This is a genomic window from Staphylococcus sp. HMSC071G07, assembly GCF_001811435.1.
Taxonomy (GTDB): Bacteria; Bacillota; Bacilli; order Staphylococcales; family Staphylococcaceae; genus Staphylococcus; species Staphylococcus pettenkoferi.
Window position 1 is genome coordinate 1 of sequence record NZ_KV804788.1, and the last position, 17763, is coordinate 17763.

Sequence of the window (17763 nt, forward strand, 5' to 3'; positions counted from 1 at the left end):
TCCGCAAGAGTAGGACGTTGCCAGGCAAACCGAACCCTTAAGGGTTCTTTTTTTTATACACTCGAAAGAAGCTTAACTTCTTTCCAAAAACCTATTCGAAGTAAATGAGCTCAGGATCGACGAAACAAGCGAAAGACGCAACGAGCTTACTCGAGGTAAGTGAGTAAGGAAAGAGTGCAGTTGAGAAAGATAATGACCTCTATTTACGAGAAGAGAAAGCTCCTTAGCGCCGATGGTAGCAGACTTACAAAGGTTTACAATTGCAAAGGCAATTGTATAAGTATAACTAACATACTAAAGTATGAAGTTATGCTTTAAGAGTAGGACGTTACCAGGCAATCATTAAAAGAGACCTGAAAAGGTCTCTTTTTTTCGTATATATAAAGGGATTGAATGAAAACGCTTGGCACCTAAGGAAGCGCAATGAAATAACGACGAGATTTTACAAATGTAAATGAGCAAGTTGTTTTATAAGCTGACGAAAGATGCGAGCGTTTGCCATCAATCACTTGAGCCCGTGAGGGTTCTTTTTTTACCATAAGTTAACCCAAAATTTGATTTCTTTTATCCATGAAAGAAAATGACTAAACTAAATACATTAGAAGAAAAAGATATTTACTTCCCAATAGATATAGGCTATTATAAAGAAAACATTAAAGGAGACATGCATCATGACACAAACAACAGATACAAGTTTAAAAGTTTATATTATATTGGGTTGAATTTTTGCAGGAGTAGCACTACTTCTTTTACCGCCTATTTTTGGTATAGCAAGTATTGTATTTGGAGCTTTAATTATTGCTAAGGGAAGAACATTGCATGGTATATTAATGATCGTTACAGCAGTTATTTGTACGCTTATCGGTTTGATAGCATCATTTGTAATATTTGCAAGTCAATCTGGATTTATTCTTTTCTAATTTAAAATGAGGCCTATTGAGGTCTCATTTTTTGGTTTATAAGTTGACTCAGACTTTATGATATTAGCTCTCTGAAGTATCTCGATTTCTCTCAACCTTCCAATCATTTTTCAACATTACCATCTATTGTATAAAACCAATTAATTGTCATCCTTTTCCACTTCAACTACACTTTATTCAAACCCAAAGACCTTATAGAAAGAATAAAGATAGGTGGTAATAAATATGAATATACTACTCACAGGTGCAACAGGACATTTAGGTACGCATATTACGGAACAGGCGATTGAAGCTCAAATTCCTAACTTTCATATCGGTGTGCGTAACAATAACAAAGTTCCTGACGACTGGACGCAATCAGTCAATGTTAGAACGTTGGACTACTTCGATAAAGACAAAATGGTAAAAGCCTTTGAAAATATCGATTTAATCATCTTTATACCAAGTATTATTCACCCATCATTCAAACGACTCCCGGAAGTTGAGAATTTAGTAGCTGCAGCTCAAGAAGCGCAAGTGTCACATATTATGTTTATCGGTTATTATGCAGATCAACATAACAACCCGTTCCATATGAGTCCGTACTTTGGATATGCGGAAAGATTACTGGCCTCAAGCCCGATCGACTACACGTATGTCAGAATGGCTATGTATATGGATCCACTCGTACCTTATTTACCTGAGTTAAAAGAACGTGGAAAATTAATTTATCCAGTAGGCGAAGGTAAGATCAATTACATTTCAAGAGCAGATATTGCAAAAGGCGTGGTTGCGTTACTCCAACAACCTGAGAAATGGGGTCAACGCTATTTGCTTGCAGGCTATTCATATACGATGCACGAGCTTGCTGATATCTTATCAGAAGTGGCTGATAGTCCTATTCAATACGACCCAGTGACGCGTGAAGAATTTGGTGAGATGTATGATGAGCCTCAAGGGTTCGGTCCGTTACTCGCCTCTATGTACCAAGCAGGCGAAATGGGACTGCTCGATCAAACTTCTGATGACTTTGAACGACTCACAGGCGAATGGCCTACGCCTTTTAAAGATTATTTAAAACAACATTACACTGAGTAATGCGAGTCATTATTCAATAACAATTGAAGTCCATAGTGTATTTAATACTTCAGCAACGTATAATATTTCGCTGAAGCCGAATGCATCTGTGGACTTCTTCTACTATGCATGATCTGAAAACCCTCCAACTCCGCCCTCATCTTCATATAAAATTTGTCACAATAATACGAAATTAAAGTAAATTTTATAAAAATCTAAAAAACTCAAATAATATTATTAATTATGTGTTTAATGCATCTATCTTCGGTTATTACAAGAAAGGTGACTATTTTATGAAGAAATTGAAACACATCCAATAATAGATAATAGAAGGGAGTTTTTTGGGATGCAAATGCTACTAGGTGGAGGGACATTGCTACTCCTACTCGTAGCGATGATTCTATTCTTGAAATTTGCACCTTATGGTAAGTCAGGGCTTGAAGCGCTATCAGGTGCAGCCTGTGCTTGAAGCGCTATCAGGTGCAGCCTGTGCGACATTCCTACCTCAAGCCTTTCTCAGCTATGTGATTGGCGGTATTTTTAATATTGAATTTATGAAACAAATCGGGGACAACCTCGGCAGCTTAGGCGGACTCGCAGTCGGGGTACTCACTTGCCTCAAGATGAAGACGAATCCTGTTTATGCGGTCATCATCGGTCTGGTTCTCTATAACTTCAGTTTACTACCAGCATTTATCGCAGCTTATCTCATCTCATTTGGACTGAAATTTATCGATAAGAAAGTGCCTGAAGGTTTAAATCTCATCGTTGTGATTCTATTAGCGCCAGCGATTACATATGGAATTGCTAGCCTGATCAATCCAGGTATCACACTCATGCTTGAAGCAATCAGTAACGCGGTCAATGTAGTAGGTGACAGCAACCCTTACTTACTCGCAGCGATTCTCGGTATCTTAATGCCTATTACAGGTATGACGCCGTTAAGTTCAATGGTTGTTGCCAGCTTCTTAGGCATTACAGGCAACCTTATGGCCATCGGTGCGTTAACTTGTATGGGTGCGTCATTCGTTAACTTTGTTTTATTCAAACGCTTAGGTATCGGTAACTGGGGTACGAGCATCTCTGTCGGTATTGAGCCACTTACTCAAATTGACAAGATTGTCCAATATCCACTCCAACTTTATAGCGTGAATGCGATTGTTGGGATTATCAACGGCTGTATCATTACGTTCAGCGGTCTGATCATCAATGCTGAAGGTGTCGCAACGCCAATTGCTGGACCTATCGTGCTCTTCGGTTTCAACGGTCCGGTTCAATCCATTATTACGATTGTAGTTGTAGCGATAAACAGCTTAGTTTGGAGCTTTATCTTTAGTATGATTATTAAACACTTCAATTTAGTGAATATCGATTTCAAATCGCTTTTCAAAGGTAAAAGTAAAGGCGCTCAAGGCAGTCAGTCTTAATTAGATTGTGCGAGCCGCAAGAGTGATAGAGACGGAGGTAGAATAGTCTTCTGCCTCTGTTTTTTTATTTGTTGTAAAATGACTGAAGTTACTCGCCCATTTATGACATACTCAAGAACGTGCTATAATAATTTCTAAAAGTGCTAACTTACTTAACGCAAAATTTTACGAAAAAAGGTGTCTGTATGACAACGCCACTTTACCAACGGTTACAACAATACATCAATAACGAAGCGATTTCGCTACATGTGCCAGGTCATAAGAATAATACGATAGGTCAGCTCGATAAGCTAAACTGGGCGATGGATATGACTGAGATTACAGGGCTAGATGATTTGCATCAACCTGACGATGTCTTAGCACAAAGTATGGCGGGGATAAATAAGCATCCTGACTATCAAGCGTACTATCTTGTTAATGGGACGACCTCGGGTATTCTTGCGGTAATGCAAGCTTTCAAATATGTGGAAGGTGACTATCTACTCGCACGCAATTCCCACAAATCTGTGTTCAACGGTCTAGATCTCGTGGAAGGTCAGGCGGAACTCGCAGCGACAACAGTGAGTGCTGACACGCATCAGTACGTCGCACCTCTATTTGATCAAGAACGACTTCAGAATAAACGTTTAGCTGTCGTTACTTATCCGAACTATTATGGTGAGACCTTTGATATCGCAAGTTTCGTCAACGCGTCTCATCAAGCAGGCGTACCCGTGTTAGTAGACGAAGCGCATGGTGCACATTTCGGTCTTAATGGCTTTCCGGAGTCAGCTCTGCAAACAGGTGCCGATTTCGTGGTGCAGTCTTACCATAAGACGTTGCCTACGTTAACGATGGGTTCAATCTTGTTTATTCATAAAGACGCGTCTCAGAAAGAAGCGGTCGAACGTTATTTAACGTATTATCAATCTTCGAGTCCGTCGTATTTAATCATGACAAGCTTGGAGTTAGGTCATGCATTTTATCAGCAGTTTCGTGACACACATTTTACCTATAAAAGAAATCAGCTGATCGCAGTGTTACGAGAACGCGGTTTAACCGTAAAGGAAGTGGCAGATCCGCTGAAGTTGGTGGTGTGTAGCCCGGGCTATGATGGTGAAACGCTTCAACTTAAATTTGAAGAACAAGACATCTACTGTGAGTTAGCGGATGATCGACAAGTGCTGTTGATATTGCCACTGTGGCATGAGGGAGATACGTTCCCGTTCGAGAAACTCATTGAACGCTTGCGCCGTATTCAAATTGATGAGCAAGCTTCAGAGACCTCAGTACCAGATTCAATGTCCTTAACGACAACACATGGGTATATCGCAAGTCAGCGAATGAACAAAGATAAAGCGGTCAGTCTAGAGGACAGTCTCGGGTGCGTCTTAGCAGAACCGATTATTCCTTATCCACCAGGAATTCCGCTTATGTTTAAAGGTGAAGTGGTCACGATTGAAATGATTGAACGATTACGTCAATGGTCAGAGCGACAATTACGCGTTGAAGGCCTGAGACACGATACTATACGAGTGAAGGATGAATGATATGTCAAAGTTTATTACCTTTGAAGGTCCAGAAGGGTCAGGAAAGACAACAGTTATACGCGAAATTACGCAGCGTTTAGAATCAGAAGGTTGGGAGGTCGTAGTCACACGTGAGCCAGGCGGTGTGAAGACCGGTGAAGATATCCGCAAGATTCTCTTAGAGGGAGAGGCGATTGATGATCGTTCAGAGGCCTTGTTATTTGCGGCGTCGCGTCGTGAACATTTAGTTAATAAAGTGCTTCCTGCTTTGCGTGAGGGAAAAGTCGTACTGTGCGATCGTTATATTGACAGCTCATTAGCTTATCAAGGTTATGCGAGAGGTATTGGAGTAGAAGAAGTACGTAGTATTAATGAATTTGCGATTAATGGATTGTACCCCGACCTTACGCTTTATTTAGATATTCGCGCTTCAGTGGGTATTCAACGTATTAATGATAATCAAAGAACCCAGAATCGTTTAGACCGAGAAAAATTAGATTTTCATGAGAAAGTAGTTGAAGGTTATCGCCAAATTATCCATAATGAACCTAACAGATTTGCTGTGATTAATGCGGAACAAAGTATTGAAGAAGTGGTCAACTCTGCGTATGAATCTATCATCAAATACTTAGAGAAAATATGATATAATGTTACGAAGAGGTGTTATGTTGTTATGAAGATGATTATAGCAATCGTACAAGATCAAGATAGTCAAGAACTATCAGATGAACTCGTAAAGCACGATTTCAGAGCGACAAAGCTTTCTACTACCGGGGGCTTCTTGAAAGCAGGAAATACGACATTCTTATGCGGTGTAGAAGACGAACGTGTCGATGACATCCTCAAGGTAATTGACGATACTTGTGGTAATAGAGAACAACTCGTTTCTCCAATCACGCCAATGGGTGGAAGTGCAGATTCTTACATTCCTTACCCAGTTGAAGTGGAAGTTGGAGGCGCTACAGTCTTCGTCATGCCTGTCGAAGCGTTCCATCAATTCTAACTATAACGGTTGCTTTATATGCCTTGGTTTCTGCGTCTAGATGAGATGATTGCTCCGCGCGATGTCTTTGAACAGCAATCACGCATATATAGCAGCCTTTTTACATAAAGGAGTCAAAGTGATGGATGAACAACAAATGTTGACTCAATCATACCAATCGAACCGGCTCTCACATGCCTATCTCTTTGAAGGCGATGACGCAGAGTCAATGAAACAAGTTGCGATGGACTTTAGTTCCATGATTCTGTGTGACGATGCGGAACAATGCCGCTCTAAAGTTGAGCATCACAACCATCCTGACTTTCTCTACGTCTCAACAGATGAGAACACGATTAAGAAAGAACAGATTGAGCGACTCGTACGTCACATGAATCAATTGCCAATTGAAAGCACGCATAAAGTTTATATCATCGAATCCTTTGAGAAACTCAGTGTCCAAGGTGAGAATAGTATCCTAAAGTTTCTCGAAGAACCTCCAGAGAACACGATTGCGATATTATTGACTACGAAACCTGAACAAATCCTAGACACAATCCACTCTCGTTGCCAACACATTCACTTTAAACCGATTGATAAACAACGTTTCATACAACGTCTAGAGGACCGTGATGTGCCTCGTGCGGCTGCTGAAATGTTGAGCACTTATACGACGCAAATTGAGACGGCTCTAGCGTTACATGAGGAAACAGATCTCCTTACTTTGCGTAAAATGGTCTTAAAGTGGTGTCAGCAATTAATGACGCAGTATTCTATGGCACTCATCGGCATCGTCGACTTATTGAAACATGCGAAGAATCGACGTTTGCAATTGCTCACACTCGCTGCAATTAATGGGTTCTTTGAAGATATGATGCATGTTAAAGTAGGTTTGGATCAACAATTAATTTACTCTGATTTAGGTGAACAATTTGAGCGTTTAGCTCAGAAACTGGACTATACACAAATTGTGTTAATGTATAATCGCATCACAGAAGCACATAAGAAGTTAAACCAGAATGTGAACCCTACATTAGTATTTGAACAAATCGTCATAAATGGGGTGAAATGACAATGCAAAATGTGGTAGGCGTATATTTTCCTAAAGCAGGAAAGCTTGAATATTATTCTCCACAAAGCTTCGATTTAAGTGAAGCACAATACGTTGTAGTTGAATCTACACGTGGTATCGAAATGGGCTACATTAAATATGGACCGTTAAACGTGGCGGATGAGGATGTCACTTTGCCTTTAAAGCACATCATTCGTGTAGCTACAGAAGCGGATAAAGCCCAATTTGAACAGAATGAACAGGATGCCGAAGTAGCATTCGACATATGTAAGACAGTCATCGATCAACTTAAATTGGATATGCGTCTCGTCAATTGTGAATATATATTGGACAAGTCTAAAGTGATCTTTAACTTCACCTCAGATGACCGTGTAGACTTCCGAGAGTTGGTAAAAATACTCGCTCAGAAGTTAAAGACACGCATTGAATTGCGCCAGATAGGGGTGCGCGACGAAGCAAAGTTGCTCGGTGGGATTGGTCCATGTGGCAGATCCCTATGTTGTTCAACATTCTTGGGAGATTTCGAACCGGTCTCTATCAAGATGGCGAAAGACCAGAACCTCTCACTTAATCCAACAAAGATATCTGGAGCGTGTGGCCGCCTGATGTGCTGTCTGAAGTATGAGAACGATCACTACGAAGAAGCGCGCGCACAGCTTCCAGATGTAGGTGAAGCGGTCGTTACCCCAGACGGACAGGGTGAAGTCGTAGGTCTCAATATTCTAGATATTTCAATGCAAGTGAAGATCGAGGGCGTTGAACAACCTTTAGAGTACAAGATGGAAGAATTAGAAGCATTGAAATAGGAGGCGTATGCACGTTGAATCGAACAGAAATATTTGAACGTTTAACGTGGTTAGAGAAGAACGTAGAAAGCATTAATCAGAATATGTCTGAGCTCAAGACGTTAGCTGTTGAACTTGTAGAAGAGAACGTCGCGTTGCAAATAGAGAATGAGAATTTACAAACGCTTATCGAGAAGAATGAATCAGCTAAAGATACTGACGTAGAACAGCGTAAACCTAAGAAGCCGCTAAGAAGTAAAGATAACTTAGCGATGTTATATAAAGAAGGTTTCCATATTTGTAACGGCGAGCTGTTTGGAAAGCACCGTAAAGGTGAAGATTGTTTATTCTGTTTAAAAGTGTTAGACGATTAATAAGCAATCAACGTAGTAATAGAGAGAAACGAAGGGATAGGATGTTTGCGATAGGCTTACTACAAGCATCGCCGTCCTATCCTTTTAATTTGAATGGAGGGCGTGGTAACTCATGTTACGTGAGCACGAGCGTTTAGATTATTTAACGAAAGAACATTTGCGCATTATTCAGAATGATGCGGTCTTCTCTTTTTCAACAGATGCCTTGTTACTCGCGCATTACACAACTGTGCGTAAGAATGACAAGGTAATGGATCTGTGTTCAGGCAACGGTGTGATCCCGTTACTGTTAAGTGCGAAGAGCACGCAATCTATTGAAGGTATCGAAATTCAGTCGCAACTCGTAGATATGGCTGAGCGTTCTTATCATTATAATCAACTATCAGACCGGTTGACGATGCATCATATGGATCTGAGGGAAGTTGCCACACATTTTAAACCTGCGCAATATTCATTGATTACGTGTAACCCGCCCTATTTTAAAATGAATCAACAACATCAACACCATAAAGAAGCGCATAAGATTGCACGACATGAGGTCATGTGCACGCTGGACGATTGTTGTAAAGCAGCGCGTCACTTACTCAAAGAAGGCGGTCGTTTCCTCATGGTTCACCGTGCGGACCGTCTTATGGACGTCTTAACGACAATGCGTCAGTACCGTCTAGAGCCCAAACGCTTAACGATGATATATAGTAAACCCGGCAAGCCTGCCCAGATGATGATTGTAGAAAGTCGACGTGGCGGCCAACAAGGCTTGGAAATCACTCCGCCGTTCTATATTTATACAGCAACGGGTGAGTATTCTGAAGAAATGCGAGTGATTTATTATGGATAAACATTATGTGTATATCGTGAAATGTAAGGACGACAGTCTCTATACAGGTTATGCTAAAAATGTGGAGCAAAGAGTCGCGAAACATAATAAAGGGTTAGGTGCCAAATATACGAAAGTAAGACGTCCGGTCGTGTTAGTTTATCAAGAAGTGTACGAAACGAAGTCAGAAGCATTGAAACGTGAGTATCAAATTAAGCAATATTCGAGAAATAAGAAGTTAGCATTGATTAAGGAGGGGTAGTGATGGCGACTTTATATTTAGTAGGAACACCAATTGGTAACTTAGCTGATATGACCTACAGAGCGGTTGATACATTACAAACAGTAGATCTCATCGCTTGTGAAGATACGAGAGTAACACAGAAGTTGTGCCAGCATTATGAGATACATACACCATTGAAGTCTTACCATGATCATAATAAAGAGAAAGAGACGGCACATCTCATCGAGTTATTACAGCAAGGAAATGACATTGCGCTCGTTTCTGATGCGGGATTACCATTGATTAGTGATCCAGGTTACGAGTTAGTAGTGGCTGCCAGAGAAGCACAATTACGTGTAGAAACGGTCCCAGGCCCTAATGCAGGTCTTACGGCATTGATGGCGAGTGGGCTTCCGTCTTTCACTTATACCTTCCTGGGCTTCTTGCCACGTAAAGACAAAGAGAAAGTCGAAGTGCTCAAGCAACGAATGTACGAAGAGAGTACATTAATCATCTATGAATCACCGTATCGCGTAAAGGACAGCTTACAAGCGATTGCGCGCGTGGATGACGAACGTCAAGTTGCGCTCGGAAGAGAATTGACGAAGCGATTTGAACAAATCGAAACAGGAACACCGAAGACGTTGATGCAGATGATTGAGCGTGAAGACATACGTCTGAAAGGTGAATTTGTCATCTTGATTCAAGGAGCTGCTTCAGAAGCTGATAATGCCTGGTTTGAAGACTTAACGATTCATGAACATGTCGACTACTACTGTGAACAAGGACAGAAACCGAAAGCAGCGATTAAACAGGTCGCGAAGGATCGACAGATGAAGACTGGCGAAGTCTACGATATTTATCATAAAGTTTAGTGCGAGATAGCGGTAGTTTCTGAGAAGGATAACGGCTTAGAGACATGAGCAAACGAGCGTTATAACATTGAAAATGACATAAGTTTAAATTTTGTGTTGGACCGTTTTACTAGCCAAAAAATCAAGATGAATCTGCCCATAGCATAGGTGAATTATGGTATTGTTAATAAGATAGGGCATTTGAAATACACACGACAAATGATTAAGAAAATAAAGAAATTCTAAATTCAATATGTGACGAATATCCAATACTATTAAGGTGCAGGATTGGCTCAATCAGCCTACCATCGTCCATTGAAACCATAGTTGAAGTTAGCTATTATTTATAATGTAAGAAATGAGGAGGAACACTGATGGCTCAAGAAACATTTTATATTACAACGCCAATCTACTATCCTAGTGGCAACCTACATATCGGGCATGCCTATACTACAACAGCAGGAGATGTCATTGCGCGTTATAAAAGAATGCAAGGCTATGATGTGCGCTACCTAACTGGAACTGACGAGCATGGTCAGAAGATTCAAGAGAAAGCGCTCAAAGCCGGCAAGACGGAGAAAGAATACTTAGACGAAATGATCGCGGGCATTCGCGCGTTATGGGACAAACTTGAAATCTCTAACGACGACTTTATTCGCACGACAGAAGAGCGTCATAAGCAAGTCGTGCAACAAATCTTTGAACGTCTGCTTAACCAAGGGGACATCTATCTCGGTGAGTACGAAGGTTGGTATTCTGTACCTGACGAAACGTACTATACTGAAACGCAATTAGTAGATCCAGTATACGAAGACGGTAAGATTGTCGGAGGTAAAAGTCCGGATTCCGGTCACGAAGTTGAATTAGTCAAAGAAGAAAGCTACTTCTTCAAACTTTCTAAATACACGGATCAGCTCTTAGAATTCTATGATGAAAACCCAGATTTCATTCAACCTGCTTCTCGTAAGAATGAAATGATTAATAACTTTATCAAGCCTGGACTTGAAGACTTGGCTGTTTCACGTACATCATTCGACTGGGGTATTCGTGTGAAATCGAATCCTAAACACGTAGTCTACGTGTGGATTGACGCACTAGTGAACTATATTTCTTCACTTGGCTACTTGTCAGATGATGACAGTTTATATCAAAAATATTGGCCAGCAGATATCCATATTATGGCGAAAGAAATTGTACGTTTCCACTCTATTATTTGGCCAATCTTACTCATGGCTTTAGACCTTCCACTTCCTAAGAAAGTCTTTGCGCATGGTTGGATTCTTATGAAAGATGGTAAGATGAGTAAATCTAAAGGTAACGTGGTGGATCCTAATGTACTCATCGATCGTTATGGCTTAGATGCGACACGCTATTATTTAATGCGTGAACTCCCATTCGGCTCTGATGGTGTATTTACACCTGAAGGTTTCGTAGAGCGTACGAACTATGACTTAGCGAATGACTTAGGTAACTTAGTGAACCGTACCATCTCTATGATTAACAAATATTTCGATGGTGAGCTTCCTGCTTACCAAGGTCAGAAACACGACATTGACCCAGACTTAGAACAACTTGCGACAGAAACAGTAGAAGTGTTCCATGAGAAGATGGACGAACTTCAATTCTCAGTCGCATTATCTACAGTATGGAAACTCATCAGTCGTACTAATAAATATATCGACGAAACAACACCGTGGATTCTCGCTAAAGACGAGTCTCAACGCGATATGTTAGGCAACGTTATGGCGCACTTAGTAGAGAACATCCGTTATATTGCGGTCTTACTACGTCCGTTCTTAACACATGCGCCGAAACAAATCTTTGAACAACTCAACATCAATACACCTGAATTATTTGAGTTTGAAAGCTTAACAACATATGGTGCATTAACTGAACCTATTATGGTGACTGAGAAACCACAACCGATCTTCCCACGCTTAGATAGCGAACAAGAGATTGCATATATTAAAGAATCTATGCAACCTCCGAAAGCGGATGAAAGTAACGAAAGTGAAGCGGCAGAAGAGGAAGAAGATAGCAAACCACAGATTGATATCAAAGCTTTTGATAAAGTAGAAATCAAAGCGGCCACAATTACAGATGCGGAACAAGTGAAGAAGTCTGACAAACTTTTACGCATCCAAGTTGAACTGGCTAACGAACAACGCCAAATCATCTCAGGTATCGCTAAGTTCTATCAACCTGAGGATATTATTGGTAAAAAGGTTGCAGTAGTGACGAACTTGAAACCTGCGAAACTCATGGGTCAGAAATCGGAAGGTATGATTCTGTCAGCTGAAAAGGACGGCGTATTAACGTTAGTCAGCTTACCTAGTGCCGTACCAAATGGCGCAATCATTAAATAAACGACTAACAGAACGCAAGTCAGGGAATAAGTTGAATGACGACAGGCTGCGAGTGGTGACAGGAGAGGTAGAACGCTTCTTCTGAGAGCTACTACAGCCTACCTTAATGGAGGAGTGTTAGTATGCTAATCGATACACATGTACATCTTAATGCAGAACAATACGACGAAGACTTAGAAGAAGTAATTCAACGCGCACGCGATAATGGCGTAGATCGCATGTTCGTTGTTGGTTTCGATACACCTACAGTAGAGAGAGCGATGGAACTCATCGACCAATACGACTTTCTATACGCGATTATCGGCTGGCATCCCGTTGATGCGATTGATTGTACAGAAGAGCGTCTCAACTGGATTGAAGAGCTTGCGCAACATCCTAAAGTCATAGGCATTGGTGAAACAGGTCTTGATTATCACTGGGATAAATCACCGAAAGATGTACAACAAGATCTATTGCGCAAACAGATTGCATTAGCTAAACGCGTAAACTTACCGATTATCATTCACAACCGTGAAGCGACACAAGATTGTGTAGATATCTTGCTTGAAGAACACGCAGAAGAGGTTGGAGGCATCATGCACAGTTTCAGTGCCTCTCCAGAGATTGCAGATGTAGTGATTAACAAACTTGGTTTCTACGTCTCTCTTGGCGGCCCTGTGACGTTTAAAAATGCGAAACAACCGAAAGAAGTGGCAGAGCACGTCCCATTTGATCGCTTGCTCGTCGAAACAGATGCACCATTCTTGTCTCCGCATCCTTATCGCGGCAAACGTAACGAGCCTGCCCGCGTGACTTTAGTAGCGGAAAAGATCGCCGAACTTAAAGGCGTTAGTTACGAAGAAGTTTGTCGTCAAACAACTGAAAACGCAGAACGTCTATTTAAATTATCATAGACTAAGACGAAAGATGTCGGTAAGACTGAAGATCATCCATGTGTTTACGTTCTTCACAGCCAACCGACATCTTTTTTAATAAATAGAGCTGCCAACGGAGAGAGGAATCTATACACTTCGTCAGGCGTGAAGATCATGAGAGAAAGGTGTCATCTATAGTGAAGATTAATGAGTTTATCGTCGTTGAAGGACGAGATGATACAGCACGTGTTAAGGAAGCGGTGCAGTGTGATACGATAGAGACGAATGGCAGTGCTATCAATCGTCAAACGCTAGAGGTCATCGCGCAAGCACAAGAGACGCGTGGTGTGATTGTCTTGACGGATCCAGACTTTCCTGGGGACAAGATTAGATCGATTATTACAGAACACGTGCCGGGCGTTAAACATGCGTATCTCGACCGGGCGTTGGCCAAGAGTAAGCGTGGTAAGATTGGTATTGAACATGCCTCAGAGGACGCAATTCGCCAAGCATTGTCACACGTGAGCAGTCCTTATGAAGAAGGAGAAGAATCGATTAGTAAGGCGACGTTGATTGATCTTGGGTTAATCATTGGTCCAGATGCACGTAGACGCCGTGATTTGATTGGAAGCCGTCTGCACATCGGTCATTCCAATGGTAAACAGTTATTGAAGAAGCTTAACGCGTTTGGTTACACTGAAGCTGATGTACGTCGTGCATTGGCTGAAAGCGAAGAAGAAAGGTAGGAACGTAATTCTATGGAGCATAAAGATATAGCGACACCGAGTCGAACACGGGCGCTGTTAGAACAACATCATTTTAACTTTAAGAAAAGCCTCGGTCAGAATTTCCTCGTCGATGTGAACATCATTCGTAAGATTATCGACGCTAGCGAGATTGACGCGACTACAGGTGTGATTGAGATTGGACCAGGGATGGGCTCGTTGACTGAGCAGCTCGCTAAGAAAGCACAGAATGTCTTGGCGTTTGAAATTGACCAACGTCTCATGCCAATTCTGGATGAGACACTCGCACCTTATTCGAATGTGCAAGTGATAAACGAAGATATTCTGAAGGCGGATATTGCGCACTATGTTCAAACCTACCTTGGCCATTGCGAACGTATCATGGTCGTAGCGAATCTGCCGTACTATATCACGACACCAATCTTGCTCAATCTGATGCAGCGTTCCCTTCCTATCGATGGCTACGTGGTGATGATGCAGAAAGAGGTGGGCGAGCGTTTAAATGCGCAAGTAGGAACGAAGGCTTACGGCTCACTTTCTATCGTCGCGCAATACTATACAGAGACGAGTAAAGTCTTAACCGTGCCTAAGACGGTATTTATGCCGCCGCCGAATGTGGATTCCATCGTCGTTAAATTGATGCAACGTCCATATCCTCAAATCGATATCGATGACGAAGATCGTTTCTTTAAGATGACCAAAGGCGCTTTCACACAGCGACGCAAGACGATTAACAATAACTACCAAAGTTTGTTTGTAGATGGTAAAAAGCATAAAAAAGCGATTACGGCATGGCTTGAAGCAGCGAATATTGATCCGAAGAGACGTGGAGAAACGCTAACTATTGAAGAATTTGCGACACTTTATGAGCAGTTGAAAAATTTTCCGGAATTGGAAATTTAAAATATTGACATCCTTATAGTAGGTTGATAAAATTGAATGTTTGTTTGACAAATCGCTTCAAATTGTGTTATTATACAATATGTAGCGAGGTGGAGCAATATGCCAAAAAGTATTGGAGACATCAAAAATTCACTTGATTGTCATTTAGGAAACCGAATTGTACTCAAAGCAAACGGAGGACGTAAGAAGACGATTGAACGCTCAGGCGTATTAAAGGAAACATACGCTTCAGTATTTATTGTGGAACTTGATCCTGAGAAACACAATTTCGGCCGCGTATCTTACACTTATACAGACGTGCTTACAGATAATGTACAGGTTTCTTTCGAAGAAGATAATCAGCAAGAAGCAGTTGCACACTAATTGAAGACAGTGATGTATTGTAGGTGAAATGAGATACATAATTTACTGCAGAGTGAAACAAGCGTAGGATGAGAGCTTAATGACGAGTTAAGATGCTTGTACGGCACGCAGACATCTACAATAAGAGGATAGGTTGAAGAGATATATTGGTAACGAACTTGCCAATATATCTCTTTTTCATTATGTGAAAACTTGCTACACTGTTAACTAACGACGCAAACGAATGATAATAATACTTAATGAGCAATTCAAAGGAGTAGTAACTCTTTTTATAAAATAGTTAATAAATAGACGATTGTAAATAGGAAAATAAGGACGTCAATATGCGGATTATGTTAAAATTTAAAGCAGAGAATTATTGAAACGAAAGAAGGTGGGAAGATGATAATAGAAACGGCTCCAGCGAAGATCAATTTCACATTAGATACACTGTTTAAGCGACCGGATGGCTATCATGAAGTTGAAATGATCATGTCGACGATTGACTTAAATGATCGCTTGTCTTTCGAACGTCGACAAGATCGACGCATCGTTGTGGAAGTCGAGCAGAATTATGTTCCTACCGATAGTAAGAATTTAGCGTATCGTGCAGCAAAGCTCATGACTGACACGTATCATCTCAAGCAAGGTGTCACCATTACGTTAGATAAAGATATTCCAGTTTCAGCTGGACTCGGTGGAGGGTCGTCTGATGCGGCAGCTACCCTTAGAGGTATCAATCGCTTGTTTGATTTAGGATGTTCGATGGAGGAGCTCCGTCAACTTGCGATACAAATCGGTACAGACGTCCCATTCTGTGTTCAAGGTCATACGGCCTTTTGTACAGGAAAAGGTGAACATATCCAACCGCTTAACAAACCACCTTCTGCTTGGGTTATTGTAGCCAAGCCAGATTTAGGTATCTCCTCACCAGACATCTTCCGAACACTCAATTTAGAAGAGAAACATGAGGTTTATACTCAATCGTGTTTACAAGCGCTAGAGATAGGTGATTATGAACGCTTGTGTCGTAGCCTCTCTAATCGGTTAGAGCCGATATCTGGGGAGAAACATCAAGAGATATTGAAGATTAAAGGCAACATGTTGCGCAGTGGCGCAGATGGTGCTGTCATGAGTGGCAGTGGTCCGACCGTATACGCACTCGCGCAGAAAGAACGCCAAGCTAAGAAAGTCTTCAATGCTGTAAGTGGTTGTTGTAATGAAGTATATTTAGTTAGATTGCTAGGATAGAAGGGATGAATAGAATGCGATTTAAGAGAAGTGAACGTATCGTCTTTATGACACAATATTTAATGAATCACCCAAACGAAGTGGTGCCACTCACTTTCTTCGTGGACAAGTTTAAACAAGCGAAATCATCAATTAGTGAAGATGTACAAATTATTCGCGAAACATTTTTAAAGGAAGGGCTAGGCGTTGTGAAGACCGTAGCTGGTGCAAGTGGCGGTGTAACGTACAAACCTAAGATGGGCGCTGAAGAAGCACGTAAAGTGGTTGACGAAGTGATCGACCGCTTACAAGAGAAAGATCGCTTACTTCCAGGCGGCTACCTCTTCTTGTCAGACTTGATGGGTAATCCTGCTCTACTCAACAAGATTGGTAAATTGATGGCGACGCTCTATATGGATGAAGATTTAGACGCTGTCGTGACGATTGCAACGAAAGGTATTTCCTTAGCTAACGCAGTGGCAAACATCTTAAACTTGCCAGTTGTGGTTATTCGCAAAGACAATAAAGTGACAGAAGGCTCAACAGTTTCAATTAATTACGTCTCAGGCTCTTCACGTAAGATTGAAACAATGGTATTATCTAAACGAACATTACCTGAAGGTTCGAACGTTCTTGTCGTCGATGATTTCATGCGAGCAGGTGGCTCTATTAACGGCGTGATGAATTTAATGAATGAGTTTAAGGCACGCGTAAAAGGGGTATCAGTACTTGTAGAATCCAAAGAAGTTAAACAAAGATTGATTGAGGATTATACTTCCTTAGTAAGACTATCGAACGTAGACGAATACAACCAAGAATTTACGGTAGAAGAAGGTAATAGTTTAGATAAGTTTGTACAGGAGGAGAGTCAACAACATGAGAGTGATTAATACTACTAAAGCACCGGAAGCTTTAGGACCTTATTCACATGCAACAGAGGTCAATGGTGTTGTCTTCACATCAGGTCAAATTCCACTAACACTGGAAGGAGAAATTGTGAGCGACGATGTGAAAGCGCAGACGAAACAAGTATTAGACAATCTTAAAGTTGTTCTTGATGAAGCAGGATCAGATTTAGATTCTGTCATTAAAGCAACTATTTTTATTGCGGATATGAACGATTTCCAATTTATTAATGAAGTTTATGGTCAATACTTTGAACAACACCAACCAGCAAGAAGTTGTATCGAGGTTTCACGATTACCGAAAGACGTAAAAGTTGAAATCGAACTTGTTGCTAAAGTAAAATAGTTTAAGGAATATAATTTTAATTAAAGATTGTTAAGCTTCTATACAAAGAGATACTA

18 protein-coding genes and 1 pseudogene are annotated in these 17763 nt (G+C 41.1%); all 19 read left to right on the plus strand.

The annotated features are described in order from the left end of the window. Positions 1-1145 precede the first annotated feature (1145 nt). The 19 genes and pseudogenes from HMPREF2802_RS11400 (at position 1146) to HMPREF2802_RS11490 (ending at position 17707) form a co-directional block, all read left to right on the plus strand. Complete coding sequence (locus HMPREF2802_RS11400) at positions 1146-1997, plus strand: SDR family oxidoreductase (protein WP_070504797.1); 852 nt, start codon at positions 1146-1148, stop codon at positions 1995-1997. Between the two features lie 325 nt (positions 1998-2322). After that, a pseudogene (locus tag HMPREF2802_RS11405) lies at positions 2323-3403 on the plus strand (PTS sugar transporter subunit IIC). Between the two features lie 185 nt (positions 3404-3588). Further along, positions 3589-4932: an aminotransferase class V-fold PLP-dependent enzyme gene (locus HMPREF2802_RS11410; RefSeq protein ID WP_070504799.1), complete on the plus strand. Its 1344-nt coding sequence runs from the start codon at positions 3589-3591 to the stop codon at positions 4930-4932. Position 4933: 1 nt separating this feature from the next. Further along, positions 4934-5554 carry a dTMP kinase gene (tmk, locus tag HMPREF2802_RS11415; protein WP_070504802.1) on the plus strand — a complete coding sequence of 207 codons (621 nt, stop codon included), beginning with the start codon at positions 4934-4936 and terminating at the stop codon, positions 5552-5554. A gap of 30 nt (positions 5555-5584) precedes the next feature. Beyond that, the gene (locus tag HMPREF2802_RS11420; protein ID WP_002473077.1) at positions 5585-5914 is read left to right on the plus strand and encodes a cyclic-di-AMP receptor; all 330 of its coding nucleotides are present in this window, start codon (positions 5585-5587) and stop codon (positions 5912-5914) included. A gap of 121 nt (positions 5915-6035) precedes the next feature. Further along, positions 6036-6962 (plus strand): DNA polymerase III subunit delta' C-terminal domain-containing protein, encoded by a 927-nt coding sequence (locus tag HMPREF2802_RS11425; RefSeq protein WP_070504805.1) that lies wholly within the window; start codon positions 6036-6038, stop codon positions 6960-6962. 2 nt (positions 6963-6964) lie between these two features. Further along, a complete protein-coding gene (locus HMPREF2802_RS11430; RefSeq protein WP_070504808.1) occupies positions 6965-7768 on the plus strand; it encodes a PSP1 domain-containing protein in 804 nt (267 codons plus the stop codon). 14 nt (positions 7769-7782) lie between these two features. Then, on the plus strand, positions 7783-8121 hold the full coding sequence (gene yabA / locus HMPREF2802_RS11435; protein WP_049405774.1) for a DNA replication initiation control protein YabA: 339 nt from the start codon (positions 7783-7785) through the stop codon (positions 8119-8121). 112 nt (positions 8122-8233) lie between these two features. Beyond that, on the plus strand, positions 8234-8959 hold the full coding sequence (locus HMPREF2802_RS11440; protein WP_070504811.1) for a tRNA1(Val) (adenine(37)-N6)-methyltransferase: 726 nt from the start codon (positions 8234-8236) through the stop codon (positions 8957-8959). Next, the gene (locus HMPREF2802_RS11445; protein WP_002473035.1) at positions 8952-9200 is read left to right on the plus strand and encodes a GIY-YIG nuclease family protein; all 249 of its coding nucleotides are present in this window, start codon (positions 8952-8954) and stop codon (positions 9198-9200) included. The genes HMPREF2802_RS11440 and HMPREF2802_RS11445 overlap by 8 nt, the downstream gene beginning before the upstream one ends. Positions 9201-9202: 2 nt before the next feature. Next, complete coding sequence (gene rsmI / locus HMPREF2802_RS11450) at positions 9203-10036, plus strand: 16S rRNA (cytidine(1402)-2'-O)-methyltransferase (RefSeq protein ID WP_070504814.1); 834 nt, start codon at positions 9203-9205, stop codon at positions 10034-10036. Between the two features lie 353 nt (positions 10037-10389). Then, positions 10390-12381: a methionine--tRNA ligase gene (metG, locus tag HMPREF2802_RS11455; protein ID WP_070504817.1), complete on the plus strand. Its 1992-nt coding sequence runs from the start codon at positions 10390-10392 to the stop codon at positions 12379-12381. A gap of 122 nt (positions 12382-12503) precedes the next feature. Further along, on the plus strand, positions 12504-13274 hold the full coding sequence (locus HMPREF2802_RS11460) for a TatD family hydrolase (protein WP_049409963.1): 771 nt from the start codon (positions 12504-12506) through the stop codon (positions 13272-13274). A gap of 158 nt (positions 13275-13432) precedes the next feature. Continuing rightward, positions 13433-13981 (plus strand): ribonuclease M5, encoded by a 549-nt coding sequence (rnmV, locus tag HMPREF2802_RS11465; protein ID WP_049405784.1) that lies wholly within the window; start codon positions 13433-13435, stop codon positions 13979-13981. Positions 13982-13993: 12 nt separating this feature from the next. After that, positions 13994-14884, plus strand: a complete 891-nt coding sequence (rsmA, locus tag HMPREF2802_RS11470) for a 16S rRNA (adenine(1518)-N(6)/adenine(1519)-N(6))-dimethyltransferase RsmA (protein WP_070504820.1) — start codon at positions 13994-13996, stop codon at positions 14882-14884. Positions 14885-14983: 99 nt separating this feature from the next. Then, positions 14984-15247 (plus strand): Veg family protein, encoded by a 264-nt coding sequence (locus HMPREF2802_RS11475; protein WP_002473059.1) that lies wholly within the window; start codon positions 14984-14986, stop codon positions 15245-15247. A gap of 381 nt (positions 15248-15628) precedes the next feature. Then, a complete protein-coding gene (ispE, locus tag HMPREF2802_RS11480; protein ID WP_070504823.1) occupies positions 15629-16477 on the plus strand; it encodes a 4-(cytidine 5'-diphospho)-2-C-methyl-D-erythritol kinase in 849 nt (282 codons plus the stop codon). 14 nt (positions 16478-16491) lie between these two features. Further along, positions 16492-17346 (plus strand): pur operon repressor, encoded by an 855-nt coding sequence (gene purR / locus HMPREF2802_RS11485; RefSeq protein ID WP_002473054.1) that lies wholly within the window; start codon positions 16492-16494, stop codon positions 17344-17346. Beyond that, positions 17333-17707: a RidA family protein gene (locus HMPREF2802_RS11490; protein WP_002473070.1), complete on the plus strand. Its 375-nt coding sequence runs from the start codon at positions 17333-17335 to the stop codon at positions 17705-17707. Before purR ends, HMPREF2802_RS11490 begins: the two co-directional genes overlap by 14 nt. Positions 17708-17763: the final 56 nt, after the last annotated feature.